The 22,801-nt window shown below is 69.4% G+C and carries 22 protein-coding genes; 10 read left to right on the top strand and 12 right to left on the bottom strand.

The genetic code is table 11. The features are described 5' to 3' along the window. The first annotated feature begins 144 nt into the window (after positions 1 to 144). Genes ACQY68_RS03265 through ACQY68_RS03275 form a run of 3 tightly spaced genes read left to right on the top strand, consistent with a single transcriptional unit; the run spans position 145 to position 2,293 of the window. On the top strand, positions 145 to 1,071 hold the full coding sequence (locus ACQY68_RS03265; protein ID WP_428151602.1) for a sulfite exporter TauE/SafE family protein: 927 nt from the start codon (positions 145 to 147) through the stop codon (positions 1,069 to 1,071). Further along, the gene (locus ACQY68_RS03270; protein ID WP_428151603.1) at positions 1,068 to 1,877 is read left to right on the top strand and encodes a TIGR02186 family protein; all 810 of its coding nucleotides are present in this window, start codon (positions 1,068 to 1,070) and stop codon (positions 1,875 to 1,877) included. Before ACQY68_RS03265 ends, ACQY68_RS03270 begins: the two co-directional genes overlap by 4 nt. Then, positions 1,877 to 2,293 carry a DUF3429 domain-containing protein gene (locus ACQY68_RS03275; RefSeq protein ID WP_428151604.1) on the top strand — a complete coding sequence of 139 codons (417 nt, stop codon included), beginning with the start codon at positions 1,877 to 1,879 and terminating at the stop codon, positions 2,291 to 2,293. Before ACQY68_RS03270 ends, ACQY68_RS03275 begins: the two co-directional genes overlap by 1 nt. Here the strand turns inward: ACQY68_RS03275 and pdeM are convergent. Both pdeM and ACQY68_RS03285 read right to left on the bottom strand, forming a co-directional pair. Then, positions 2,290 to 3,033, bottom strand: coding sequence for a ligase-associated DNA damage response endonuclease PdeM (pdeM, locus tag ACQY68_RS03280; RefSeq protein ID WP_428151605.1), 744 nt, complete (start codon positions 3,031 to 3,033; stop codon positions 2,290 to 2,292). The two genes, ACQY68_RS03275 and pdeM, sit on opposite strands and share 4 nt — an antisense overlap. Beyond that, positions 3,030 to 5,531, bottom strand: coding sequence for a ligase-associated DNA damage response DEXH box helicase (locus ACQY68_RS03285; protein WP_428151606.1), 2,502 nt, complete (start codon positions 5,529 to 5,531; stop codon positions 3,030 to 3,032). The genes pdeM and ACQY68_RS03285 overlap by 4 nt, the downstream gene beginning before the upstream one ends. Before the next feature lie 58 nt (positions 5,532 to 5,589). Between ACQY68_RS03285 and ACQY68_RS03290 the strand changes: the two genes are divergently transcribed. Then, positions 5,590 to 8,475 (top strand): ATP-dependent DNA helicase, encoded by a 2,886-nt coding sequence (locus tag ACQY68_RS03290; RefSeq protein ID WP_428151607.1) that lies wholly within the window; start codon positions 5,590 to 5,592, stop codon positions 8,473 to 8,475. A gap of 149 nt (positions 8,476 to 8,624) precedes the next feature. Here ACQY68_RS03290 and ACQY68_RS03295 read toward each other — a convergent pair whose 3' ends face one another. Next, positions 8,625 to 9,059 carry a VOC family protein gene (locus ACQY68_RS03295; protein WP_428151608.1) on the bottom strand — a complete coding sequence of 145 codons (435 nt, stop codon included), beginning with the start codon at positions 9,057 to 9,059 and terminating at the stop codon, positions 8,625 to 8,627. A gap of 240 nt (positions 9,060 to 9,299) precedes the next feature. On the opposite strand from ACQY68_RS03295, the gene ACQY68_RS03300 reads away from it, so the two are divergent. From ACQY68_RS03300 to hisC, 3 genes are read left to right on the top strand one after another with little or no spacing between them, the layout of a single operon-like run. Beyond that, the gene (locus tag ACQY68_RS03300; RefSeq protein WP_428151609.1) at positions 9,300 to 10,349 is read left to right on the top strand and encodes a DUF2125 domain-containing protein; all 1,050 of its coding nucleotides are present in this window, start codon (positions 9,300 to 9,302) and stop codon (positions 10,347 to 10,349) included. Between the two features lie 8 nt (positions 10,350 to 10,357). After that, positions 10,358 to 11,065 (top strand): hypothetical protein, encoded by a 708-nt coding sequence (locus ACQY68_RS03305; RefSeq protein WP_428151612.1) that lies wholly within the window; start codon positions 10,358 to 10,360, stop codon positions 11,063 to 11,065. A gap of 14 nt (positions 11,066 to 11,079) precedes the next feature. Beyond that, positions 11,080 to 12,177 (top strand): histidinol-phosphate transaminase, encoded by a 1,098-nt coding sequence (gene hisC / locus ACQY68_RS03310; protein WP_428151613.1) that lies wholly within the window; start codon positions 11,080 to 11,082, stop codon positions 12,175 to 12,177. On the opposite strand, the gene ACQY68_RS03315 is transcribed toward hisC, so the two are convergent. From ACQY68_RS03315 to ACQY68_RS03330, 4 genes are read right to left on the bottom strand one after another with little or no spacing between them, the layout of a single operon-like run. Continuing rightward, entirely contained in the window at positions 12,178 to 12,915 is a 738-nt protein-coding gene (locus ACQY68_RS03315) for a lysophospholipid acyltransferase family protein (RefSeq protein WP_428151614.1), read from the bottom strand. Beyond that, complete coding sequence (locus ACQY68_RS03320; RefSeq protein ID WP_428151615.1) at positions 12,912 to 13,547, bottom strand: YdcF family protein; 636 nt, start codon at positions 13,545 to 13,547, stop codon at positions 12,912 to 12,914. Before ACQY68_RS03320 ends, ACQY68_RS03315 begins: the two co-directional genes overlap by 4 nt. Positions 13,548 to 13,555: 8 nt before the next feature. Next, positions 13,556 to 14,488, bottom strand: coding sequence for a cell division protein FtsX (locus tag ACQY68_RS03325; RefSeq protein ID WP_428151616.1), 933 nt, complete (start codon positions 14,486 to 14,488; stop codon positions 13,556 to 13,558). Continuing rightward, positions 14,485 to 15,195 (bottom strand): cell division ATP-binding protein FtsE, encoded by a 711-nt coding sequence (locus ACQY68_RS03330; RefSeq protein WP_428151617.1) that lies wholly within the window; start codon positions 15,193 to 15,195, stop codon positions 14,485 to 14,487. The genes ACQY68_RS03325 and ACQY68_RS03330 overlap by 4 nt, the downstream gene beginning before the upstream one ends. A 77-nt stretch (positions 15,196 to 15,272) precedes the next feature. On the opposite strand from ACQY68_RS03330, the gene ACQY68_RS03335 reads away from it, so the two are divergent. Continuing rightward, positions 15,273 to 16,208, top strand: a complete 936-nt coding sequence (locus ACQY68_RS03335) for a zinc-ribbon domain-containing protein (RefSeq protein ID WP_428151619.1) — start codon at positions 15,273 to 15,275, stop codon at positions 16,206 to 16,208. Beyond that, entirely contained in the window at positions 16,201 to 16,734 is a 534-nt protein-coding gene (locus ACQY68_RS03340) for a phosphoribosyltransferase (protein WP_428151620.1), read from the top strand. The genes ACQY68_RS03335 and ACQY68_RS03340 overlap by 8 nt, the downstream gene beginning before the upstream one ends. On the opposite strand, the gene recQ is transcribed toward ACQY68_RS03340, so the two are convergent. The 3 genes from recQ to ACQY68_RS03355 form a co-directional block, all read right to left on the bottom strand. Continuing rightward, a complete protein-coding gene (recQ, locus tag ACQY68_RS03345; RefSeq protein ID WP_428152577.1) occupies positions 16,731 to 18,599 on the bottom strand; it encodes a DNA helicase RecQ in 1,869 nt (622 codons plus the stop codon). The genes ACQY68_RS03340 and recQ overlap by 4 nt on opposite strands. A gap of 471 nt (positions 18,600 to 19,070) precedes the next feature. Further along, the gene (gene dapD / locus ACQY68_RS03350) at positions 19,071 to 19,940 is read right to left on the bottom strand and encodes a 2,3,4,5-tetrahydropyridine-2,6-dicarboxylate N-succinyltransferase (protein ID WP_428151621.1); all 870 of its coding nucleotides are present in this window, start codon (positions 19,938 to 19,940) and stop codon (positions 19,071 to 19,073) included. Continuing rightward, on the bottom strand, positions 19,937 to 20,614 hold the full coding sequence (locus ACQY68_RS03355) for a pyrimidine 5'-nucleotidase (RefSeq protein WP_428151623.1): 678 nt from the start codon (positions 20,612 to 20,614) through the stop codon (positions 19,937 to 19,939). Before ACQY68_RS03355 ends, dapD begins: the two co-directional genes overlap by 4 nt. Positions 20,615 to 20,680: 66 nt before the next feature. Between ACQY68_RS03355 and ACQY68_RS03360 the strand changes: the two genes are divergently transcribed. Then, a complete protein-coding gene (locus tag ACQY68_RS03360) occupies positions 20,681 to 20,995 on the top strand; it encodes a hypothetical protein (RefSeq protein WP_428151626.1) in 315 nt (104 codons plus the stop codon). Position 20,996: 1 nt separating this feature from the next. Here ACQY68_RS03360 and argB read toward each other — a convergent pair whose 3' ends face one another. Both argB and ACQY68_RS03370 read right to left on the bottom strand, forming a co-directional pair. Continuing rightward, the gene (argB, locus tag ACQY68_RS03365) at positions 20,997 to 21,923 is read right to left on the bottom strand and encodes an acetylglutamate kinase (RefSeq protein ID WP_428152578.1); all 927 of its coding nucleotides are present in this window, start codon (positions 21,921 to 21,923) and stop codon (positions 20,997 to 20,999) included. A 61-nt stretch (positions 21,924 to 21,984) separates the two neighbouring features. Next, positions 21,985 to 22,797 carry a sulfotransferase family protein gene (locus ACQY68_RS03370; RefSeq protein ID WP_428151627.1) on the bottom strand — a complete coding sequence of 271 codons (813 nt, stop codon included), beginning with the start codon at positions 22,795 to 22,797 and terminating at the stop codon, positions 21,985 to 21,987. Positions 22,798 to 22,801: the final 4 nt, after the last annotated feature.

The following is a 22,801-nucleotide window of genomic DNA, read 5'->3' on the forward strand; positions in this document are numbered from 1 at the left end:
AGATATCGCACACCGGTCTGGATAATCCCCTGCGGCCGCTCCCTTTCAGGGTTCGACATGCTGGCCCAGCGCCGTCTCCCGCTCTAAGACAGTCCAGCTCGCCTTCCGGCGTATCACGTAACTTTCCAGCCGAAGGCCGGCCCTTTGGAGATCTATCTGCCGATCGCCGAGGTTTCGGTGAACTGGCCGTTCCTGGTTCTGCTGGGCGCGCTGGTCGGATTCGTGTCCGGACTGTTCGGCATCGGCGGCGGCTTCCTGATGGCGCCGGTGCTGGTCTTCCTGGGCATTCCCCCGACCGTGGCCGTCGCCAGCCAGGCCAGTCACGTCGTCGCCTCCTCCACCTCAGGCGTGATCCGCTACACAGGCCAGGGCGCGGTCGACTTCAAGATGGGGGGCATCATGGCCGCCGGCGGCGCCGTCGGCGCCCTCGGCGGCGTCGAGCTGTTCCGCTATCTGCGTCTTCTGGGTCAGGCGGACCTGGTCGTGGCCCTGTCCTATCTTGTGTTCCTCGGCGCCATCGGCCTGCTGATGCTGCGCGAGAGCCTGACCGAGATCCTGCGTCGCCATCGCGGCGAGGTGGTCCCGCACAAGGAGCGCCGCCGTCCGCTCTGGCTCTACGGCCTGCCGTGGAAGGTGCGGTTTCCGAAGTCGGGCCTCTACATCTCCGCCCTGCCGCCGTTCGGCCTCGGCGTCTTCGCCGGCGTTTTGTCGGCCATCATGGGCGTCGGCGGCGGCTTCATCCTCGTCCCGGCCATGCTCTATGCGCTGCGCATGCGGGCCGGGGTGGTCGTGGGCACCAGCCTGTTCCAGATCATCATCACCACGGCCATCACGACGATCCTGCAGGCCGGCCGCAACCAGACGGTCGACATCGTCCTGTCCAGCCTTCTGCTGGTTGGTGGTGTGGTCGGCGCGCAACTGGGCGCGCGTTACGCGGGGCGGTTCCGGGCCGATGTGCTGCGCGCCCTGCTCGGCCTGCTGATCCTGTTCGTCGGCATCCAGATGGGGCTGGAGCTGTTCGTCCGGCCTTCGGACATCTTCCTCCTGGCGCCCGGAATCTCCGACCGATGATCCAGGCCCCGCCCCCTCCGCCGCCCGCGATCGAGGCGCCCGCGCCCGAGATGTCCGTCGGGACCCAGGGCGAGCTGCGCGTCGCCGCCGCCCTGACCGACGCGCGGGTCCAGGTCGATTCCAGCTTCCGCGGCGCGTCCATCGTCCTGTACGGCGCGGTGTTCAACCCGACCGACGATCCGACCGACGTGGTCGTCGTCGTGCGCGGTCCCGACGCCCCGATCCGTCTGGTCAAGAAGACCCGCAACCTCGGCGTCTGGCTGAACAGCCGGCCGGTGCTGTTCGAGGGGGCGCCCGGCTTCTACATGACCGCCTCGACCCGGCCGTTGCCGGACATCGCCGGCTTCGGCCAGTTGCGTCGACTGGGCGTCGGGGTCGATCACCTGCGCATCGATGCGCCGGAGGAAAGCCGCACCGTCACCCGCTACGGCGTGCGCGACGTGGTCATCTCGCGCCTGGGCGAGGACTACCTCGACTGGCGTCGCGCGGTGATCCGGCTGAAGGAGGCGGCGGCGCTGTACGACACCGACCCGGACGGCGTGCGCTTCGTCGATCGCGGCCTGTTCCGCGCCCAGGTCGAACTGCCGGCCACGGCGCCTACGGGCGAGTATCACGCCGAGGTCTGGCTGTTCCGCGACGGGGCGCCGGCCGGGGTGTCCAACCTGACCCTGACGGTCGAGAAGGTGGGCTTCGAGCGCGACATCTACGAGTTCGCGCACCGACGCCCGTGGAGCTACGGCGTGCTGTGCGTCCTGCTGGCCGGCGGCATGGGGTATCTGGCCAGCCGGGTGTTCAGGAGAAACTGATGGATCGGACCCGACTGACGGCGTGGACGCTGACGCTCGCCGGGCTGATCCCCTTCATCGGCCTCGCCGCCCTGATTTTGCTGAATCCGCGCGAGGGCGGCCGCTGGGTGGATCCCCTGACCGTCTACGGCGCGATCATCCTGTCGTTCCTGGCGGGCACGCGATGGGGCAAGGCGCTCGCCGAGCGCGATCCCCGTCCGGCCACTCTGATCCTGAGCAATCTGCCGCCCGTCGCGGCCTGGCTGACGTTCCTCCCGGGCGTGCCGGCCGAGTTCCGGCTGCTGGTGCTGATCTTCGGCCTGATCGGGATGCTGTACTGGGATTTCGGGCCCTCGCCGGTCTGGTACCGGAACCTGCGGATCATCGCGACGATGGGCGCGGCGCTGAGCCTCGGCATTGTCATGCAACAGCTCTAGACGAGCGCCCCCCACGCCAGCGCGTGGACCCGGTCCTTGCCCAGGGCCGCCGCCATCGGCCGTTCCGCGAACAGTCCGGCGATGGCCGCGTCCAGCACATTCAGCCCGCCGGTGAAGGCGCCGAACGCCGGCAGGATCAGCCTGCGCCCGTCCGTCACGAAGCAGGGCCGACGCACCATCCGCGCATGGGCTACGACACGGGCGCAGGGATGCAGGTGGCCCGCGATCTCGCCGTCCTCGGCCTCCGGCGCCGGCTCGTGGGTCAGGAACAGGGCGCCGAGACGCATGTCGCCGACAATCCGGCCGGGCAGGCGCGAGACGGCATCGGCGTACGCCGTCGTCAGGGCCTCGCGGTCGTGGTTGCCCTCCAGCCAGACCCAGTCGCGTCCGAAGGCCAGCCGGTCGAGGCATTCGCGGTCGTCGGGCGCCATCCGGCCGATGGATCTGGAATCGTGGAAGCTGTCGCCGAGCAGGACGACCCGCTCGGGCGTCAGGTCGGCGATCTCCGCTTCCAGCCTGTCCAGCGTCGCGCGGCTGTCGTAGGGCGGCAGCATCTGGCCACGCGCGGCGAAGGCCGAGCCCTTCTCCAGATGGAGGTCGCCCGCAACCAGCGTCCCGTGATCGGGCAGCCACAACGCCCCCGAACAGCGCAGCACGCACAGCTCGCCCATGACCCGGACTGACAGCGACCCGCACGGCCGCCGCGCCGGCGCCAGGGTCTTCTGCAGGGCCGCGTTCACGCCGCGCCCATCAGTTCGGGCGGGGCGTCTTCCATGACCTCCGCGATCAGGTCAGCGGCGGAGGCGTCGAGGATCATTTCGGCGGCGTCGCCCCCGACCCGTTCCCGACCGATCATGACCAGAACCGGCACACAGAATGGCGACGCCCGCTCCAGCGGCGCATGGCGGATGTGTCCCGCGATCCGCGCCAGCAGCTGCCCCAGCCGCGCGACGTCGAGCAGCCCCGCCGCCGCGTCAGACCGCGCCGTGCGCAGCAACAGGTGGTCGGGCTGGTGGCGGCGGAGCACGTCGTAGATCAGGTCCGTGGAGAAGGTCACCTGGCGCCCCGTCTTCTCGGCCCCCGGCTGTCGACGCTCGATCAAGCCGGAAACGAGGGCGCAATTGCGGAAGGTGCGCTTCATCATGAACGACTCCTCCAGCCAGGCTTCGAGGTCGTCGCCGAGCATGTCGGGCTGGAACAGGGCGTCCCAGTCGAGACCGTCCATCGGCTTGATCGACCAGATGGCGAACGAATAGTCGGTCACCACGAACCCCAGCGGTCCGATGCCCAGCCGGTCCAGCCGCCGCGTCAGCAGCATGCACAGCGTCGAATGCGCCAGCCGCCCCTCGAACGGATAGGCGACCATGAAATGCCGGCTGCCGCGCGGAAAGGTCTCGATCAGCAGGCTGTCGGCGTCGGGGATCAGGCTGCGCTGCTCCTGCAGTTCCAGCCACTCCTGCACATCGACGGGCAGGACACGCCAGTGGTCGCGGTCCTGGATCATGTCGCGCACCCGGGCCGCCAGCGACGTGCCCAGCGGGAACTGAGACCCACCCCAGGACGGGATCTTGGGATCCTTGTCGGTCGCGTGGGTGACCAGGGCGTCCATGCCGTTGATGCCCTGAAAGGCCCAGACCTGGCCCGCGAAGACGAAGGTGTCGCCGGGGGTCAGTTGTTCGAAGTACCACTCCTCGGCCTCGCCGACCTTGCGCCCGCCGATCAGCTGTTTCGAGGCGCCGCCGCGCCGCGACGCGACCTTCACGTTCAGCGACCCGGCCGCGACGATCGCCCCGACGTTCATCCGGTGGCGCTGGGCGATCAGCTGGTTGCGGACGGTCCACCGGCCCTCCGGCGTCCGCACGATCCGCGCGAACCGGTCATAGGTGCGCAGGGCGTAGCCTCCGGTGGCGACGAAATCGACCACCTCCTCGAACGCCTCATAGGTCAGGTCGCGATAGGGGGCGCAACTCGTCACCTCGGCGTGCAGGGCGTCGAGGTCGAAGGGCTCCGAACAGGCCACCCCCATGACGTGCTGGGCCAGGGTATCCAGGGTGCCGATGTGGTGCGGCTCCCAGTCGAAGGCGTTGTCGGCCACGGCCTCCTTCGCCGCCTGGCATTCCAGAAGCTCGAACCGGCTGGCGGGCACCATCAAGGCGCGGCTGGGTTCGTCCAGTCGGTGGTTGGCCCGCCCGATCCGCTGCACCAGCCGGGACGATCCCTTGGGCGCCGCCATCTGGATGACCAGGTCCACGTCGCCCCAGTCGATGCCCAGATCCAGCGTCGAGGTGCAGACCACGGCCCGCAGTTCCCCCCGCGCCATCGCGGCCTCGATCTTGCGCCGCTGCTCCGCCGCCAGCGATCCGTGATGCAGGCCGATCGGCAGGTTGTCGTCATTGATGGCCCACAGCTGCTGGAACACGAACTCCGACTGCCAGCGGGTGTTGACGAAGATCAAAGCGAGGCCCGACCGCTTGATGGCGTCATAGACCTCGGGGATCGCATGCTGTCCGGTATGCCCTGCCCACGGGACCCGGCCCTCGGACACCAGCACGTCGATGATCGGCACGGCGCCCGGATCGCCCTTGACCATCGCCACTTCGGCCCCGGCGGGCGCCAGCCAGTCCGCGATCAGCTTCGGATCGTCGATCGTCGCCGACAACGCCACCCGCCTCAGCCCCGGCGAAAAGCTCTGCAGCCGCGCCAGCCCCAAGTTCAGCAGGTCGCCCCGCTTGCCTGACCAGATGGCGTGGACCTCGTCCAGCACGATGCATTTCAGATCGGCGAAATAGGCCCGCGCCCCGCCCCAGGCGCAGAACAGCGCCAGCTGCTCCGGCGTGGTCAGCAGGATGTCCGGCGGGTTCTCGCGCTGGCGCTGTTTCTTGGACTGCTTTGTGTCGCCGGTGCGGCTCTCGACATGGATGTTCAGCCCGATCTCGCGGATCGGCGTCATCAGGTTGCGTTCCACGTCGGTGGTCAACGCCTTCAGCGGCGAGACATAGATGGTATGGATGCCCGAACCCGGCCCGTGCTGCGGCCTCGGCCCCCGCTCCGCCAGATCGATCAGCGACGGCAGAAACCCCGCCAGCGTCTTCCCGCCCCCGGTCGGCGCGACCAGCAGGGCGTGCGATCCGGCCTCGGCAGCGGCGATCATCTCGAGCTGGTGCCGACGCGGCGCCCAGCCCCGCGAGGCGAACCAGTCGGCGAACAGAGGCGGCAGACTGGCGGCGGGCGGCGTCACGAGCGGGATATAGCATGTTCCCGTTCCGTTTCACCCCATCAGACGCTATCTAACTGACGTGTCCGACGAATCCGTCATCGCCAACCGCAGCCTGACCGGCGCCGAGCCGTGGCTCGTCCTGCCGGCCGCGCTCGCCGTGCCGCCCGGAGCAGGGGCGATCTGCGACGACGAGGGCGCGCGCAAGATTGGACGCGGTGCGGCGGAGGGCGTGTTCACCGGCGGACCGGTCATGGCGGCCCACGCCAGCCTCACCGCGCGCAGGCTCGGCCTTTCGGCGCCGCCCCGGTCGCCCGACCTGCTCGATGTGCTGGAGCTGTGGGCCTTCGTGCGGCCGGCGACCTTCTGCGCGCCTTCGCCGAGCGGGTTGGCCCTGGCGCTCGGCATGGCGGAACCGAAGGGGGCGGAGGCCCAGGCCGCCGCCCTGCGCGACGCCGCCGCTGTCCTGCTAAAGGAACTGGCCGACCCCGCCTATCCGCACCGCGAGGACGCCTTCACCCTGGCCGAGACGCTGGGTCGCGCCGGCTGGTCCTGGGCCTGGCGGGTCTCCGGCGCCTTACAGGCCGGACCGCTGCGCCAGCGCCAGTATCGCGGCTCCGGCCTCGACGCCTGGTCGCGGCTGGCCGAGTGGGAGGACGAGGCGCCGCGCGGGGAGGCGGGGTCCGCCCCCGTCGATTCCGAATCCGCCCGGATCCGGCTGGAGAAACTGCTTCAGGCCTCAGGTCTGGACGAGACCCGCCCGACCCAGTCCGACTACGCCGCAGAGGCCGCCTACGCCTTCTCGCCTCGCAACGAGGAGGGCCGCCCGCGCATGCTGCTGGCCGAGGCGGGGACCGGCACGGGCAAGACCCTGGGTTATCTCGCCCCCGCCTCGCTCTGGGCCGAGCGCAATCAGGGCGCCGCCTGGGTCTCGACCTACACCCGCGCCCTGCAGCGCCAGATCGACCGGGAGAGCGCCGCCCTGTGGCCAGACGCCGCCGAGCGCAAACGCAAGACCGTGGTCCGGAAGGGCCGCGAGAACTACCTCTGCCTGCTGAACCTTCAGGACATGGTGCAGGCGGCGCAGCTGGGGAACGGCGACCTGATCGGTCTGGCCCTGACCAGTCGCTGGGCGATGCACACGCGCGACGGAGACATGACCGGCGGCGACTTCCCCGGCTGGCTGCCCGGCCTGTTCGCGACGCCCGCCAGCACGCAGGCTTCGGCGGGCAACCTCGTCGACCGGCGCGGCGAATGCGTTCACGCCGCCTGCCCCCACTACCGCACCTGTTTCGTCGAGAAGACGATCCGCGCCAGCCGCCGCGCCGATCTCGTCGTCGCCAACCACGCCCTGGTCATGACCCAGGCCGCCTTCGACGGCGCCCGCTCGGCGCGCGGCCTGAAACAGGACGGAGAGACCGCCGCCCTCAAACGCATCGTCTTCGACGAGGGTCACCACCTGTTCGACGCGGCCGACAGCGCCTTTTCCGCCTGCCTGTCGGGTCAGGAAGCGGCCGAGCTGCGCCGCTGGATCCGGGGGCCTGAGGGGAGGGGCCGGCGCGGCCGGGGTCTGGAACAGCGGCTGGGCGATCTGTGCGCCGACAACGAGGCGGCGGCCAGGGCCTTGCAGGACGCTGTCCGCGCCGCCGCCGCCCTGCCCGGCGAAGGCATCTCCGGCCGCATCGCCCCGCCGTCGGGGGAAGTGAATCCCGTCGGCCCGATCGAACAGTTCCTGATGGCCGCGCTGGAGCAGATTCGCGCGCGAACGTCGGAGGCGGCCTCGTCCGGATCGTCGGAGTTCGGCACCGAATGTTCGGTGCGCCCGGCGACCGAACCGCTGCTGGAAACCGCACGCGGCGCCGCTCGCGCCATCGCGGCGGTCGAGGCGCCCTTGCTGGCCCTGGCCCGGCATCTGGAGGACATTCTGGACGACGAGGCCTCCGAGCTGGACGGCGCCTCGCGCGCCCGGATCGAAGGCGCCCTGCGCGGTCTGGACCGTCGCGCCCGCATGACCCTGCCGGGTTGGCGCTCGATGCTGGCGGCGCTGGAGGAGGGGGGCGGCGAGGCCGATCCCGATTTCGTCGACTGGCTGTCGGTCGAGACGGCGTTCGGCCGCATCCACGACGTCGCCCTGCGTCGTCACTGGATCGATCCGACCGTGCCGCTGGAGGCCGCCGTCATCCTGCCCGCCCACGGCGTGCTGGTGACGAGCGCGACCCTGTCCGATCCGATCGCCGAGGCGGCGGGCGGCGACCTGTTCGGCATGGCCCGGATGCGCACAGGGGCCGCGCGCCTGATTGAACCGGCGCGGACGCTGAAGGTCGAAAGCCCATTCGATTACGCCTCCAACAGCCGGGTCATCGTCGTCGGCGACGTGGCGAAGGACGATCCGCGCCAGACGGCGGCGGCGATGCGCGAACTGTTTCTCGCGGCCGGCGGCGGAGGCCTCGGCCTGTTCACCGCCATCCGCCGGTTGAAGGCGGTCTACGAACGGCTCGGCCCCGACCTCGCCAAGGCCCAGATCCCGCTCTACGCCCAGCATGTCGATCCGCTGGAGGTCGGCGCCCTGGTCGACATCTTCCGCGCCGAACAGGACAGCTGTCTGCTCGGGACGGATGCGGTGAGGGACGGCGTCGATGTGCCGGGTCGGTCGCTGCGTCTGCTGGCCTTCGACCGCGTGCCCTGGCCCCGCCCCGACCTGCTCCACAAGGCGCGACGGGAGAAGTTCGGCGCCAAGGGCTATGACGACGCCCTGGCTCGCGCCCGCATCGCCCAGGCCTTCGGGCGCTTGATCCGCCGGGCGGACGACAAAGGGGTGTTCGTGATGCTGGACGCCGCCACGCCGACCCGGCTGTTCGCCGCCCTGCCGCCGGGAACCGAGGTGCAGCGGATGAGCCTTGTCGAGGCGATCGAGGTGACGCGGGAGTTCCTGAACCCTCTCCCGGTGGGAGAGGGCTTGAGCGCCTGAGAGCCGTCAGGCGATCAGACTTGCGCGAAAGGGTGAGGGGCAGGCGCTTGCCGTTGAGGGGGTGCCCCTCACCCTTTCGGCTGAAGACGCATCGCTTCGCTCTGCGAGCCTCAAGCCCTCTCCCGCCGGGAGAGGGCCTGTTCTTTGGATCACCCCTCGAACGTCACCTCCACGCTCTCCGCCGAGCGCTGGTGAGGCCCGTGATACACCGCCTCGATATTGTTGCCGTCGGGGTCGATCAGGAAGGCGGCGTAATATCCGGGATGGTACGGCCGCTCGCCCGGCGCGCCGTTGTCCGTGCCTCCCGCCGCGAGACCGGCGGCATGCACCGCCTCGACCGTCGCCCGGTCTTTCGCCTGAAACGCCAGATGGGTCCGCCCTGTCGGCTGGCCCTGGTCCGCCACCGATCCGGCGGCGGAGACGAACAGTTCGTCGAGCCAGAAGAACCCCGGCCCCTCGCCCTCGACACGCAATCCCAGCGCCCCGAACACGGCGTCATAGAATGTCCGGCTGGCGTCCAGATCGCGCACAACCAGCTGGATATGGTCGATCAGTCGACCCCGATGCAGCGACTGCGTCTCCATGGCCTTCTCCCTTCTGTGATGACGTCAGAACGGCCGTAACACGCTGGTGATCCCATTCTGGCGGCAGCATCCTGCTTGTCGTGAAGCTTCCGCGGCCCCATATCCGCCCGTCTTCTGCGCGCAGGCTGGACGACCATCCGGACTCGCCGGACCCGTCGACTGTGTTTTTGAGTCCGGACGCCGGACTCGCCGGACAACCCGGACTGTGTTTTTCGATCGTCCTCTCGCTCAAAGGCTCCGATGACCGACGCCCCGCCGCCCCGCCACAAGCGCTCCGGCCTGTTCGCGCCGATCGGCCTGTTCATCATCGCCCTGATCGCCTGGTCGATCTGGTGGTTCGTGCTCGCCGGTCAGGTCCGCAGCCAGCTGGACCAGCGCGTCGAGGCCATGCGCGCCGGCGGCTGGGACGTGACCTACACCCAGCTGGGGACGTCCGGCTGGCCGTTCCGGGTGCGGCTTGGCGCGGAGAACGTCTCGATTACCGCCCCCTCGGGCCTCGCGGTCGCCGCGCCGGATCTGGCGGCCGAGGCCAATGCCTGGAACCCCGACAAATGGGTGCTGATCGTCGGCGACGGTCTGGTCCTGACGCGTCCCGGCAAGGGCAAGGTCGCCGTACGCGGTCGGTTCATCCGCGCCAGCGTCCACGGCCTGACCCAGCGCTGGCCCAATGTCGCGGTCGAGATGGCCGATCCCGAGTTCACCTCGCACAACGGCAGCGAGGTCTTCCCGATCTCGCGCGCCGACAAGATCGAACTCTATTTGCGGCCGCATCTGGCGCCGGCCGGAACGCCGGGCGTCGATACCAGCGTCGACCTCCTGTTCCGCCTGATCGACGCCGAAGGGCGACCGGGCGGCCCGGTCGAGGGCATGGCGCGCAACGGCAAGCTGACCGCCCAGATCGAGACCGTGATCGAGGACGCCGACCAGCTTCAGGGCGCGGACGCCGCCGGGGTCTTCGCTGCCTGGACCCGCGCGGGTGGCCGGTTCACCGCCGTTCGCGGCGAGCTGTCGGCCGGCGAAAGCCGCGCCACCCTGTCCAGCGACGTCCTGTCCGCCTCGGCCGACGGGCGTCTGCAGGGCGTGGTTTCGCTTCAGGCCGTCAAGCCGATGGCCGCGATCGCCGGTCTGGCGCGCTCGGGTTCGGACTCGGTCAATCGCGTCGGCGCCGCCGGAGCCGCCGCGGCGACCGCCGTGCGGGGCGACGACGACATGGCGCTGGACCTGAGCTTCCGGGACGGCCGCACCTTCCTCGGCCCCTTCGCCCTGGCCCCGGCGCCCAAGCTGTTCTGAGCGATTCGATGGCCCGGAAACACGGCGCATTGCTGGAGGAGCCCAGGGTCGACACCGACCGGCTGGTGCTCGACCAGGCCCTGATCGAGGCCCTGACCGATCGACTGGCCGCCGGGTCCGACCCGTCGCCCGACGCCTCGACCCTGGCCCTGCGCGCCCTGCTGGCCGAGAGCTACGACCCGCACCAGACCGCCATGCTCCGCGCCCTGTGGGGTCGGATCGAGGCTCGCACAGGGGCTCCGCTGGTCGTCGCCGGCCCCGCCGCCCGGCTGCTGGCCGCCGACCGCTTCGGTCTGTCGGCCCAGGCCGTCGCCGATCCCGAGGCCGCCCTCGCCCGGATCGCGTCCGGCGCCCGCGCCCTGATCGACCTTGCGACCGGACGACCTTGGTGGGGCAAGCTGCTGGCCCGGCCCGAGTTTCAGGTGGTCGCCGCCCTGCCCGATGATCGCCATGGCATCCCTTCCACCCTGATGGTCGCCGCCACGCCGACAGGCCCCACGGGCGAGGACCGCACCTTCTGGGTGACCGATTCCGGCCTGTCCGACGGGCGGATCGTCGAGACCCTGTCGGCCTGCGGCTTCGTTGCCCGCTCGCTCGCCTCGGCAGGCGGCTTGAAGCTGTTCATGTTGGCGGGCTATGTGCAGGCCGAAGACGGGCGGCTCCCGGCAGCCCCCGGCGCCCTCAAGGGCGTGATCGGCGCCGCTCCCCTGTTCTGACCGCAAGGCTCTCCATGACCGAGATCAACGCGCCCGCGCCCAAGCCCGGCATCCTCGACATCGCCCCCTATGTCGGCGGCAAGTCGTCGATCGTCGGCGTGGCCGAGCCGATGAAGCTGTCGTCGAACGAGAACGCCCTCGGCGCCGGATCGAAGGCGCGCGAGGCCTTCGAGGCGGCGGTCAAGAACATCCACATTTACCCGGATGGCCGCGCCGTGAAGCTGCGCGCCGCCGTGGCCGGGCACCACGGTCTGGAGCCCGAGCGACTGATCTTCGGCAACGGCTCGGACGAGGTCTTCGCCCTGCTGAACCAGACCTATCTGACGCCCGGCGACAATATCGTCACCGGTCAGTACGGCTTCCTCGCCTACCGGATCAGCGCCCTGGGCTGCGAGGCCCAGGTCAAGCTGGCGCCCGAGCCCGGCTACAAGGCCGAGGTCGACGCCCTTCTGGCCGAGGTCGATGAGCGGACGAAGATCGTCTACGTCTCCAACCCCTCGAACCCGACCGGCAGCTACAACTCGGGCGAGGAGATCCGCCGCCTGCACGAGGCCCTGCCGCCCCACATTCTGCTGGTCGTCGACGAGGCCTACGCCGAGTTCGTCGCCGAACCGGACTGGGAGACGAGCTTCCCGCTGGCGCGCGACGCCTCGAACATCGTCGTGACCCGCACCTTCTCCAAGATTCACGGCCTCGGCGGTCTGCGCATCGGCTTCGGCTACGCGCCGCTGGCGGTCGAACAGGCCGTCGATCGGATCCGTCTGCCATTCAACGTCTCGGTCCCCGGCATCGAGGCGGCGACGGCGGCCCTCGCCGACGAGGCGCACCAGAAGGCCTCGCGCGAGATGGTCCAGACCTGGCGTCCGCGCCTGACCCAGGCCATCCGCGGCTTCGGTTTCGAGGTTCTGCAGTCGGCCGGAAACTTCGTCCTGGTCCTGTTCAGGGACGAGAAACGGAACGCCGCCGCCGCCAGCGAATATCTCAACTCCAAGGGGATCATCGTTCGCCCGGTCGGGGGCTACGGCATCCACGACGGCCTGCGGATCACCGTCGGCACCGAGGACCAGAACCGCGCGGTGATCGACGCGCTCAGCGAGTTCGCGGCGACTTGATCACGCCTGGGGTTTGAAGCGACGCCTCGTGTCGTCGGAGGCGAGAAGGGCGGTGGAGGCCGTCTCGATCCGCTGCTCCAGCTCGACCATAAAGGGCGCGCGCTTCAAGCCGGCGGGGATCGGCTCGAGGAACTCGAAGGTGGCCACCCCCTGCGGGATGGTCCCCTTCGCCGGCCACCAGACGCCTGAATCGGTCGCCACAGGAATGCAGGGCGTTTCGAGTTCGCGGTAGAGGGCGGCGATGCCGGGCTTGTACTCGGGTTTGGCGCCCACCTCGGCGCGGGTGCCTTCCGGGAAGATGATGATCTGACGGCCTTCCGCGAGGCGGTCGCGGGCGTTCCGAACCATGTCCTTCAGCGCCTTGGCGTGGCCGTCGCGATCCACGGCGATCATCTTCGTCTTCACGCCGAACCAGCCGAGGAAGGGCATGTGGGTCAGCTCCTTCTTCAGAACGAAGCAGGGATCCGGCAGGACAGCGATCAGCGCCACGAAGTCCAGCAGCCCCTGATGTTTGGACGCGACCAGTGCGCCGCCGGTGGGCACATGCTCACGACCCAGGGTCTGGACCTTCACGCCCGCGATCCAGCGGTAGCCCCACAGAGCCGTTCTGGCCCAGATGTGGACCACGCCCATGGCCTGACGGTGACCCATCAGCAGGGCCGGCGACAGGCCTACGGCGACCACGGCCATCGACAGGTAGAACCAGACGACGAACAGGAAGGTACGAACGGTTTTCACGCGGGTGCGACTTCCTCGGTGGGGGTCTCGACGGTGGGACGTTCGTTATGCCCCGTGACCCTGTGCAGGGTCTCACGACCGAGGACGGCGAGGTATTTGACGTATTCCAGCGTCATCCGGCGCGCCGTCACCGCCGCCCGCCACCAGCGCGAGTTGTCCAGCGACGGCGTCGAAACCGCATAAGGCGTCAGCTCCAGATCCGGCGCGGCGCTGCGGAGTTCCAGCAGCGAGCGCGGCATGTGGTAGTCCGAGGTCACGACGATCAGGCTTTCGTACCCCTTGGCGCGGGCCCAGGCGGCGATCTCCTGGGCATTGCCGTTGGTGGTCTCGGCCTCGAAGCCGAGATCGACGCAGCAGTTGAACAAGCGGCTGGAGCCGGGGGTGACCGCGTTCAGCTCCTGACGGCGCACCTCGCGGTTGACGCCCGAGATCAGGACGCGCTCGCCCTTGTCCTGTTCCAGCAGACGGATGGCGGCGTTGACCCGTTCGGCCGAAGGGCCGGTAAGGGCGACGATGCCGTCGGCGCGCTGGGGCTCCGGAGCAGGCGTGAAGCCGCGCACCCGGTCGGCGAAGGCAAACAGCCCCACCAGCCAGATCAGGGCCACGATCCCCACAAGCGCCAGAAACTTCATACTTAATCCTAGCCGCCGGCCTGGGATGCGCCAAGCCTCGCCATCTCTCTTCCGGCGCTTAGGTGCGCCGCAACAAGCGCCACCGTAGCCGCGACCAGCGGACATGGCGAGAGCATCAGAATGTCGACCCAGGCGACGGGCAGGGCGGGAGTCAGGCCGTCGGCGCCACCGAGGAAGCGCAGCAAGGCGAGCAGAGCGATCGCGCCCGCCGATCCGGCGGCTCCGGCGATCAGGGCGAGGAGGGCGAACCGGCGCTGGAACAGCCAGGCGATGGAGGCGTCGGTGGCCCCTGACAGGCTGAGGGTTTCGATCACGGAGCGTCGCGCCTGGATGCCCGCACGGACGGCGTAGATGATGGCCGCCCCGGCTGCGAAGGCGGTGGTCAGGAAGGCGGCGAGGGCAAGGAGGGTGATCAGGGTCGCCGACCGCTCGACCTCGCCGCGCCAGAGGCTGTGGTCGTCGACAGTCGCGTCCAGCCCGGCCTCGGCCAGGGCGCGACCGAGGGTCAGGGCGCTCGCGGGCGCGTTTCTGTCGAGGCGGACAGTGACCAGATAGGGCAGAGGCAGGTCCGCCAGCACCGCCTCGCCCATCCAGGGACGCAGCAGGGCCTCGGCGGTCTCGCGGTCCATGGCGGCGGCTTCGGCCACGCCGTTCACCCCGGCCAGGGTCTCGGCGGCGCGGGCGGCGGCCGTATCGCCGCTCTCGCCGACGCGGGGGCGGACCTGGACAGTGGCCTCGGCCCGAAGCTCGCGCGCCCAGCCATGTGCGGCCCGGTCCGCCGCGATGGCGCCGACGGCCGCGAGGCAGGCGAGAAAACAGAGGACGGCGATGACGGCGCCCAGCCAGCGCTCGCCCGCCGCGTCGCGGGGCAAGAGGCCGTTCTCGGGACGTGCCGGTCGGACGCGGGGGCCGGGGCCGAACAGGTTGGACCACCGGATCATGCCGCAGCCCCAGAGATGCGGCCGTCACGAAGAACGAGGCGCCGCGCGCCGGAGCGCCGGGCCAGATCCTCGTCGTGGCTGGCGATCAGCACGGTGGCGCCCAGCCTGTTGAGCGCCTGGAACAGCTTCAGAAGTCGATCGGCCATGGCCGGATCGACGCTGCCGGTCGGTTCATCGGCCAGGATCAGGTCGGGTTTGGCCATGACCGCGCGGGCGATGGCGAGACGCTGTTTCTCGCCGCCCGACAGGGCGGTGGGCAGGGCGGCGGCGCGATCCGCCAGTCCGACCCAGGCCAGCATCTCCTCGACATCGGCGGCGTAGTCGCTGCGCTTGCCGCCCCGGACTCGCAGCGACAGCGCGGCGTTGTCGAAGACGCTGAGATGGTCCAGCAGGCGGAAGTCCTGGAAGACCACGCCCATCCGGCGACGCCAGAAGGGGCGATCCTTCGACGAGACCTCGGTGACGTCCTGTCCGAAGAGAGTGATGCGCCCGTCCGTGGGGCGATCGGCAAGGGTCAGAAGACGCAGCAGCGAAGACTTTCCCGCTCCGGACGCGCCGGTAAGGAAGTGGAAAGAGCCGCGCGGCAGGATGAGGTTAACGTCCCGCAGCACGCCGGGCGATTCGGCATAGCCGAAGCTGACCGCCGACAGGCGGACGGTTTCGGGCGAAGGCGCGGATTCGGCGGCGCGACGGGGCGACTGAGGCATCTAGTTTTTTCGTCAGGACCGGAGCGCGTGGCGTTCCGACAGGAGGGGGCCGGCGAGCGGCCTCGCAGTCAGCGACCATGATACTGACCTGCCCGTCCTGCGCCACCAGCTATTTCGCCCCTGACGGCGCCATTCCGCCCGGCGGGCGCAAGGTCCGCTGTCAGTCCTGCGCGCACGTGTGGCACGGCATGCCGACCGACGAGCCGCTGGAGCTGACGGCGGCGAGTGCGCCCGCCGTCGCGTCCGAGTCCCGAGCGTTCGAAGACGCTCCGCCGGTCGCGCCCGAGACCCCGGCGCCCGAACTGCCCAAGGCGTTCCGCGCCCGGGCCGAGCAACAGCGTCGCCTGCGCCGCGCGGCGACCCATGGGGCCGTCTGGGCCGGGCTGGCCAGCCTGTTCGTCGGTCTGATCGGCGCAGGCTGGCTGTTCCGGATCGAGGTGGTGGAGCTGTATCCCCGCGCCGCCGCCGCCTACGCCATGGTCGGTACGCCGGTGAACGCGGTCGGGCTGGAGTTCGAGGCCGTGACCGGCAAGGCGGTGGCTGATCGGCCGGACATGGTGATGGTGTCGGGGGCGCTGCGGAACGTCCGCGATCGCGAGATCGTGGCCCCGCCGGTGCGCGTGGCCCTGCTGGACGCGCACGGCGCCGAGGTCGGCTTCGCCCTGATCGAGCTGGAAGGGGCCCCCGTCCTGCCGGGCGGGGTCAAGGGGTTCGCCGCCCTGATCCGGGATCCGGGCGCGCACGGCGTCGACGTCGGCGTCGATTTCGCCAGGGGTGGATCTACGCCGGCCGCCCATGGTGAAAGCCAAGACGCGGCTCCGGCTCATGCCCGGCCCTTGCCGACGCCCGACGAGCACGGCATGCGCCCCGCCCTGATCGAGGAGGCGCCGACGACGCGCGAGGAGCCCATCGACGCGGCGCCCGTGCATGCCGAACCGGCGCATGGCGCGGCCGAAAGCCATGGGGCTATCGACAGCCATGGGGCCGAGGCGGTATCCGCCTCGCATGGCTGAAGCTCCCCCGACGCCCACCGTCCTTCTCCCCGAAGCCGAGGTCGCGCGCATCGTCGCTGATCTGGCCGCACAGGTCGCCCCCGTCATCGACGACGAGACCGTGGCCGCGGTCCTGTTGACCGGCGGGCTGTGGTTCGCGGCCGACCTGACCCGCGCCCTGTCTCGGATCGGGCGGAATGTCCGGTTCGACGCCCTGTGGCTGGCCTCCTATGGCGATGAACAATCGAGCCGGGGGCGGATCGACGTCCACGCGCCGTTCCAGCGGTCGCTGAAGGATCGCAAGGTGCTGATCCTCGATGACGTGTTCGACACCGGCCTGTCGCTGGCGGAGGCGGTGCGACATGCGAAGGAGGCGGGGGCCGCGGAGGTCGTGACCTGCGTCTTCGCCAGGAAGCCCTGGCCCCTGCCGCGCGCGCCGGAGCCTGACTTCGTCGGGTGGGAGGCGCCGAACCGGTTCCTGGTCGGCTATGGGCTGGATCATGCCGGCGCGATGCGCGGCCTGCCGGACATCTGCGCGCTGGACTAGAGCACGCCCAGGGCGGCCAGAACGCCCTTGCCGTAGCGATCGATCTTGGTCTGGCCGACGCCTGAAATCGCCGCCAGGGCATCGAGCGAGCCGGGCTCGCGCTGGGCGATCTCCAACAGGGTCTTGTCCTGGAAGATGACGTAGGGCGGGACGTGCTGTTCCGCCGCGCGGTCGCGACGCCAAGCGCGCAGGGTCTCGAAGCGGGCGCGGACGTCGGCGTCGAGACCCTCGACGGCGGCGTTGCGATCGTTGCGGGCGCGGCGCGGGGTGGCCGATCGGCCGGCGTCCATTCCGGGCGGGGTGCGGCGGACCTCTATCGCGATCTCGCCGCGATAGACGGCGCGGACGCGTTCGGCGTCGCCGAGCCCGACCAGGGGCTTGCCGTCGTTGGCGTCTTCCAGAAGCAGGCCCTCGAACATCAGGTGGTCGACGATGTCACGCCAGCCGTTGGACGAGATGTCCTTGCCGATGCCCCAGGTGGAGAGGTCGCTCTCCCACGACTGGACGTCTTTCGTCTTGCCCAGCAGGTGGTCGACGATCCGGCCCTTGCCGAAGCGGCCGCCGAGGCGCTGGACCGCCGCGAGCGCCTTCTGGGCCGGGACGGTGGCGTCATAGAGGGCCGGCGGGTCCGTACAGATGTCGCACACGCCGCAGGGGTCGGCGTCGGTCTCTCCGAAATAGCGACGCACGGCCTGGGGGCGGCAGACGGCGCCGTCGAGCATGGCGAACAGCTGACGGGCCTTGCGCGTCTGGACCTGTTTCACCTCCTCGGCCATCGGGCGGCTGTCGAGACGTTTCAGAGCCCAGGCGATGTCGGAGGGGCCGTACAGGGTGATGCCCTCGGCCGGTTCGCCGTCACGTCCGGCGCGGCCGATCTCCTGCCAGTAAGCTTCCAGCGACCCGGGAGGATCGGCGTGGATGACGAAGCGGACGTCGGCCTTGTCGACCCCCATGCCGAAGGCGATGGTCGCGACCATGACGGCGCCGTCCTCGGCAAGGAAGCGCTCGAGGCGGCGGTCGCGCTCGGGGCCGGACATGCCGGCGTGATAGGCGATGCCGTTGGTTCCTGCGGCCTTGAGGGCGTCGGCGACGCGTTCGCAGCCGTCGCGCGATCCGCAATAGACGACACCCGACTGGCCCTTGCGGGCGCGGACCAGTTCGATGACGTGGGCGTCGGTTCTGGCGCGGGAGGCGCTTTCCTTGCGGATGGCGGAGAGCTGCAGATTGGGACGCGCGAAGCTGTCGACGAAGACGACGGCGTGTTCGAGATGCAGCGAGGCCAGGATGTCGTCGCGCGTGCGGGCGTCGGCGGTGGCGGTCACCGCGATCCTCGGCACGCCGGGGAAGAGTTCGCCGAGCCGACCCAGGGTCCGGTAGTCGGGCCGGAAGTCGTGACCCCACTGGGAGACGCAGTGGGCTTCGTCGATGGCGATCAGCGACAGCGGCAGGTCGCGCAACCGGTCGGTCAGGGCGCCCGAGGCCAGGCCTTCCGGAGAGACGTAGAGCAGGTCCAGCTCGCCGGACCGGGCGGCGCGGAGCACACTGGTGCGCTCGTCCAGCGACAGGCCGGAATCGAGACGGGCGGCGGCGACGCCCTGCTGTTTCAGCGCCTCGACCTGGTCGGTCATCAGGGCGATCAAGGGTGAGATGACGAGGCCGAGACCGGGACGGAGGATCGCCGGGATCTGGTAGCAAACGCTCTTGCCGCCGCCGGTCGGGAGCACGGCGAGGACGTCGCGTCCGGCCATGATCTCGGTGACCACCCGGGCCTGCAGTCCCCGGAAGTCGGCGTGGCCCCAGACCCGCTCCAGCGTCGCGCGCGCGGCGTCCAGGCCGGGCGGGGAGTCGGGGGAATCGGCGAGCATCGGCGGCTTGTGCCCGATCCGTTCCGGGGTGTCATCCATGGGCGTGGGGTCCGGACTCCAAAACACGGTCCGCCGAGTCCGGCGAGTCCGGGGCAGGGTATCCAGACTCCGGAAATTGGAGTCCGGATAGTCCGTAGAGTCCACCCGGCGGCGGGTTCGCGATGGCGATGTCAAAGACCGGGGGACAGTGTCTCACGGTTTTCCGGGGCGGTTGGGATAAGGTCTCTAAATAAGGCCGGGCGTTGAATTTGAAGGCGGATTGGGGGGATGCGTTGATCACCGAACTTCCTTCTCCCCTTGCGGGAGAAGGTGGCAGCCGAAGGCTGACGGATGAGGGGTCACGCCGCAACTCAGGTTAGGGCTGACGGGATGAGCGGTCAGAACCGGTGTCACCCCTCACCCGATCGCGCCAGAACGACGGCTTCGCCGCCGTGCGCGATCTCCCTCTCCCGCAGGGGGAGAGGGTAGAACCTAGTCCCGCAGCAGTTCGTTGACGCCGGTCTTGGCCCGGGTCTGGGCGTCGACCCGTTTGACGATGACGACGCAGTAGAGGGACGGGCCGCCGGCAGGGTCGGGCAAGGAGCCGGGGACGACGACGCTGTAGGCCGGGACCTCGCCGCGCGTGATCTCGCCGGTCGCGCGGTCGATGATCTTTGTAGAGGCCGACAGATAGACGCCCATGGACAGGACCGCGCCCTCGCGGACGATGACGCCCTCGGCGACCTCGGCGCGGGCGCCGATGAAACAGCCGTCCTCGATGATGGTCGGGTTGGCCTGGAGCGGCTCCAGCACGCCGCCGATGCCGACGCCGCCGGACAGGTGGACGTTCTTGCCGATCTGGGCGCAGGAGCCGACCGTGGCCCAGCCGTCGACCATCGAACCTTCACCGACATAAGCGCCGATGTTCACGAAGGACGGCATCAGAATGACGTTCCGATCGACGAAGGCGCCCTTGCGAACGATCGAGCCGGGGACGGCGCGGAAGCCCGCTTCCTTGAACTCGTTGGCGGTCCAGTCGGCGAACTTGTTGGGGACCTTGTCGTACCAGGGGCCGACGCCGGGGGCGCCGCCGCTGGAGGTCGGAGCCGACAGGCCGCGCTCGGGGCGCATGATCTCGTTGTCGTTGAGGCGGAAGGACAGCAGCACCGCCTTCTTGAGCCACTGATGCGTGGTCCAGACGCCGTCGGCGCCGCGCGAGGCGACACGGGCCTGGCCGGAATCCAGCAGGTCGATGGCGGTTTCGACAGCCTTGCGGACTTCGCCGTGGGTCGAGGGCGACAGGTCGGCGCGGGCCTCCCAGGCGGCTTCGATGACGGCTTCGAGCTGGGCGAGGTCGGTCATGCGGCGTCCTTCAGGGCGTAGGGGGTGAGGAAATCGAGGAGGTTCGGGGCGGTGGCGTCGATGCCTTCGCCCGCGACCAGACCGCGCTCGGCCAGGTGTTCGGGCGTGTCGGTCAGGACGGTAGTCATGCCGAGCGATCTGGCCGGTGTCAGGTTCTTCGGGGTGTCGTCGAAGAAGATGGCGTGCGTCGGATCGATGGCGAACTTCTCGAGGAAGCGCCGGTAGGTCGAAGGCGCAGGCTTGGGCGTCAGGTCCATGTCCTCGATCGCGTGGACGCCGTCGAACAGGCCCGTCAGGCCGATGCGCTCGATCACCCGGCCGGCGTGAAAACGGGCGCCGTTGGTCAGGACGAATTTCCGGCCGGGCAGGGCGGCGATGGTCCGGGCCAGGTCCGGGTTGGACTCCAGCGAGTCCAGCGGAACGTCGTGAACCTCGTGCAGGAATTTCTCCGGATCGACGGCGTAGTTGGCCATGAGACCGGCGAGCGTCGTGCCGTGCTCGTTGAGGAACTGCCGCTGGAGGACGCGAGCCTCGTCTTCCGGCAGGCCGACGGCGGCCATCATGAAGGCGTTGATGCGCGCCTGGATCAACGCCATCAAACCCTGCTCGGGCGGATACAGGGTGTCGTCCAAGTCGAAGACCCAGGCGTCGATGTGGCTCAAATCGAGCGGCATTGATATTTCGCTTGCGTAAAAGAAAATGACAATCTAAATATTTTTTGTCGATAAAAATATTTAGATATGGAAATCATGAAACAGCTTGAAAAATCCCACGAGGCGCTTCTTCGCGACATCCTTCGAGACGTCTACGCGTTCGGCGTTGCTCGGATTCCCAATCCCCTTCTGTATCGGTGGTTCAAAGCTCAGAAAATCAGCAAAAACACGTGGCGTTACTTCGTCGAGATGTGGGACGAAATTCTGGAAGAGAACGAAGATACTCGCGAATGGCGATTGGCGTTTATCGACACCGGCAGGACCGACGAGCTTGCGCTGGTCTGCCTGGATCCCGAAGGTACTCAAGTCTCATACATCCGTCCTCTCAGCGAGAAGTGCTAGTCTACGCCTTCACCAAAGTGCCCGCGCCGTACTCGGTGAACAGCTCGACCAGCATGGCGTGGGGACGGCGGCCGTCCAGGATGACCACGGCCTCGACGCCCGCGCGGACGGCGGCCATGGCCGTCTCCAGCTTGGGGATCATGCCGCCCGAGGCCGTGCCGTCGTCGATCAGGGCCTGCGCCTGTTCCAGCGTCATCTGGCGGATGATGTCGCCGTTCTTGTCAAGCACGCCCTTGACGTCGGTCAGCAGCAGCATGCGTTTGGCGTTCAGCGAACCGGCGACGGCCCCCGCGACGGTGTCGGCGTTGACGTTGTAGGTCTGGCCGTCCTCGGCGACGCCGATGGGGGCTATGACGGGGACCCAGTCGTCGGTTTCCGAGGCGATCAGACCGGCGATCAGCTTGGGATCGACCTTCGTCGGTTCGCCGACGAAGCCGAGATCGACCTCGTGCTCGATCAGGCTGTCGGGGTCGCGCTTGGTGCGGGTGGTCTTCTCGACGGTCAGCAGGCCGGCGTCCTTGCCGGACAGGCCAATGCCGCGCACGTCGGCCTCCTTGCCGGCGACCGAGATCCAGTGGGCGATCTCCTTGTTCACCGCGCCGGACAGGACCATCTCGGCCACCGCCATCGTGTCCTTGTCGGTGACGCGCAGGCCGTCGACGAAGCTGGATTTCACCCCGGCCTTGTCGAGCATGGCGCTGATCTGGGGGCCGCCGCCGTGGACGACGACGGGGTTTACGCCCATCAGTTTCAGCAGGACGACGTCGGCTGCGAACTGTTTCGCGACCGCCGTCTCGCCCATGGCGTGGCCGCCGTATTTGATGACCACGGTCTCGCGGTCGTAGATCTGGATATAGGGAAGGGCCTCGGCCAGGGTCTTCGCCGTGGCCCAGCCGCGTTCCTCGGATTGCCGCTCGTTCTCGTCCATGGCGGGGCTGATACCGGCGAGGCTTCGCCGTGTCACGCGGGATCGGGCCCCGGGTGTCGTCTCAGGGCGCGTCGGCGAACAGGTCTTCCGCCTGATCGAAGGTCCGGCGCAGGGCGTCCAGCGCCGCGTGCAGGTCCGGATGGTCGCCGTGGCGGGCCAGATCGCCGAGCATGGACCAGGCTTGAGAGACCAGGACGGGGGTCGGGGCTTCGGTCTTCTGGCGGTGCAGGTCGGGAGTCAGGAAGGCGTCGATATCCACGCCGCCATCGTCGGCGGCCGGGGCCAGGGACGTGCCCAGACGCGCGTTGATAAGGGCGACCTCGGCCCGCCAGTCGGCCATGAAGGACGACCAGCGCATGAAATGGCGAGGCAGGCCCCGGCTCGCGGCCTCGGCATCCAGCACATGCCGCAGCCACAGGCGCAGACCCTGCTCGCGCGAGATCGGGTTGCGGGCCTGGAGCGAGGCGGCGACCTCGGACGGCGAACGCAGCGGTGTGACGATCAGGGGACGGTAGCCGGCCTGTTCCAGCGCGCCGCGCCAGGCCGGGAACAGGCGGCACATGCGCGGATCCTTGAGGACGACGGTCTGCGCGTCGCCGAACTCGTCCATCATGGTCCGGACGATGCGGTCGCGGGCGGTGGCGGCGTCAAGCGCGCGGGGAAGACGACGCCAGTCGCTCCAGCTCGATCCGGCCTCCGTCAGAAGGATGTCGTTGAGGACCATGACGACGTGGCTCTCCCAAAAGCCGCGCGGATTGTCGGCGGCCGGAGCCATCAGGGTGCGCGGGGCCGCGGCGCCCAACAGGGTCAAAGCTCCGGCCACGGACGATGTGCCCGAGCGATGCATTCCCAGTACGACCAGGGCCGTCTTCATGGTT

Source organism: Brevundimonas sp. (assembly GCF_965278935.1).
GTDB lineage: Bacteria > Pseudomonadota > Alphaproteobacteria > Caulobacterales > Caulobacteraceae > Brevundimonas.

What these genes read in the sequence shown, in the direction of transcription:
- ACQY68_RS03275 (WP_428151604.1), top strand. Translation starts at nt 1,877, where the DNA reads ATGGATCGGACCCGACTGACGGCGTGGACGCTGACGCTCGCCGGGCTG.
- dapD (WP_428151621.1), bottom strand. Translation starts at nt 19,940, where the DNA reads ATGACCGACCTCGCCCAGCTCGAAGCCGTCATCGAAGCCGCCTGGGAG.
- ACQY68_RS03355 (WP_428151623.1), bottom strand. Translation starts at nt 20,614, where the DNA reads ATGCCGCTCGATTTGAGCCACATCGACGCCTGGGTCTTCGACTTGGAC.
- ACQY68_RS03335 (WP_428151619.1), top strand. Translation starts at nt 15,273, where the DNA reads ATGATACTGACCTGCCCGTCCTGCGCCACCAGCTATTTCGCCCCTGAC.
- ACQY68_RS03340 (WP_428151620.1), top strand. Translation starts at nt 16,201, where the DNA reads ATGGCTGAAGCTCCCCCGACGCCCACCGTCCTTCTCCCCGAAGCCGAG.
- ACQY68_RS03300 (WP_428151609.1), top strand. Translation starts at nt 9,300, where the DNA reads ATGACCGACGCCCCGCCGCCCCGCCACAAGCGCTCCGGCCTGTTCGCG.
- ACQY68_RS03370 (WP_428151627.1), bottom strand. Translation starts at nt 22,797, where the DNA reads ATGAAGACGGCCCTGGTCGTACTGGGAATGCATCGCTCGGGCACATCG.
- argB (WP_428152578.1), bottom strand. Translation starts at nt 21,923, where the DNA reads ATGGACGAGAACGAGCGGCAATCCGAGGAACGCGGCTGGGCCACGGCG.
- ACQY68_RS03295 (WP_428151608.1), bottom strand. Translation starts at nt 9,059, where the DNA reads ATGGAGACGCAGTCGCTGCATCGGGGTCGACTGATCGACCATATCCAG.
- hisC (WP_428151613.1), top strand. Translation starts at nt 11,080, where the DNA reads ATGACCGAGATCAACGCGCCCGCGCCCAAGCCCGGCATCCTCGACATC.
- recQ (WP_428152577.1), bottom strand. Translation starts at nt 18,599, where the DNA reads ATGCTCGCCGATTCCCCCGACTCCCCGCCCGGCCTGGACGCCGCGCGC.
- ACQY68_RS03270 (WP_428151603.1), top strand. Translation starts at nt 1,068, where the DNA reads ATGATCCAGGCCCCGCCCCCTCCGCCGCCCGCGATCGAGGCGCCCGCG.
- ACQY68_RS03320 (WP_428151615.1), bottom strand. Translation starts at nt 13,547, where the DNA reads ATGAAGTTTCTGGCGCTTGTGGGGATCGTGGCCCTGATCTGGCTGGTG.
- ACQY68_RS03360 (WP_428151626.1), top strand. Translation starts at nt 20,681, where the DNA reads ATGGAAATCATGAAACAGCTTGAAAAATCCCACGAGGCGCTTCTTCGC.
- ACQY68_RS03305 (WP_428151612.1), top strand. Translation starts at nt 10,358, where the DNA reads ATGGCCCGGAAACACGGCGCATTGCTGGAGGAGCCCAGGGTCGACACC.
- ACQY68_RS03325 (WP_428151616.1), bottom strand. Translation starts at nt 14,488, where the DNA reads ATGATCCGGTGGTCCAACCTGTTCGGCCCCGGCCCCCGCGTCCGACCG.
- ACQY68_RS03330 (WP_428151617.1), bottom strand. Translation starts at nt 15,195, where the DNA reads ATGCCTCAGTCGCCCCGTCGCGCCGCCGAATCCGCGCCTTCGCCCGAA.